Annotated in this window: 1 protein-coding gene; it reads right to left on the bottom strand. The window is 47.9% G+C overall.

From position 1 onward, the window contains the following. The coding region (locus tag A3756_RS28100) for a hypothetical protein (protein WP_197481435.1) at positions 1–534 on the bottom strand (534 nt) is incomplete at both ends.

Raw genomic sequence — 534 nt, 5'->3', positions numbered from 1 at the left:
GGCCTTGACTACTATCGAATTCATTATTGTCAGCGTTAAATTCACCCAACGCTAGTATTCGTTGCCCTACCGATAAATTGGCGATGCTGGCATCACCTAAGCGATAACCTGTGACAACAGTATCTTCAGTAACCGCCAGTGTGACTTCTGTCTGAAAGTGAGCCGCCTGGTCGCCAGTCTCGACGACTGCACCTTGAATCGAAATGCTTGAGTCACTGCGTGCAGTGATGATGCCTTTCAATACATCTTGTTCAGCCCAAGGAACACTGTTACCGGCGAGTACCTGTGTTGCCAAGTAGCGTTGCTCACCTTCTTCTGAAGGGCCACCAAAAGCAATAAGAGGGGTCTCCTCAGCTTGTTCTGCTAGTAAGCTTAAGCCTTCTTCAGACGTGTACTCAACGCCATCAATCTCATACAGTGTATTGTCATCGACATGGAAGTTGAAATCGCCAAAGGTTCCGCGACGTAAGCGCATCGGAATTAGTTTCATGTCGATGGTATTAGTGGCCAGATCAACACTTTCGAGCCACCCTT

Source organism: Oleiphilus sp. HI0086 (assembly GCF_001635225.1).
The sequence above is the reverse complement of the archived record's forward strand: the minus strand, read 5'-3'. Positions and strand labels throughout refer to the sequence as shown.